The sequence below is a fragment of the Xenorhabdus stockiae genome, assembly GCF_002632825.1.
In the GTDB taxonomy this organism is placed as follows: domain Bacteria; phylum Pseudomonadota; class Gammaproteobacteria; order Enterobacterales; family Enterobacteriaceae; genus Xenorhabdus; species Xenorhabdus stockiae.
Genome location: NZ_NJAJ01000161.1, coordinates 1 through 416, shown reverse-complemented (window position 1 = coordinate 416; position 416 = coordinate 1). Strand labels below are relative to the sequence as shown.

General features: G+C 60.8%; 1 protein-coding gene. It reads right to left on the bottom strand.

What is annotated here, in order from left to right; genetic code table 11:
- Positions 1-416, bottom strand: a 416-nt coding sequence (locus Xsto_RS21815) for a hypothetical protein (protein ID WP_169926720.1), incomplete at both ends; no start/stop codon positions are given.

The window sequence follows — 416 nt, the reverse complement described above, 5'->3', positions numbered from 1 at the left end:
GGTAAATCACCTCATGCCCCGGCGCATCGTCATAGGCCCCGATGGGGGAAGCCACGCCCGGGGTCACCGTTTTCGATTTCACGTAACGGACAAACCCGTAGGGGTCAGCCGGGCAGCCGTAGCAATCGTCATCCAGCCGTGTCACCTCCCCTTTGGCCGGGTAATAGACCCACACCGTGCGGGTGCCGTCCGGGGCAATCTGCAGGGTGGGGTTGCCGGCCGCATCAAACTCCGTCCGGGTCACCTCCTCCCGCTGGCCGTTGCCGGCAATAAAGCGGACCGTGGCCGATTTGGGCAGCTGAAACTGGGGCGGCTGCTGCGCAAACTCCGCCCCGATTTGGGCGTAATACTCCGTTTCATGCTGACGTATGCAGTTGTTCTGCTGTACCGTTTCTGAAACCAGCAAATGGTAATTA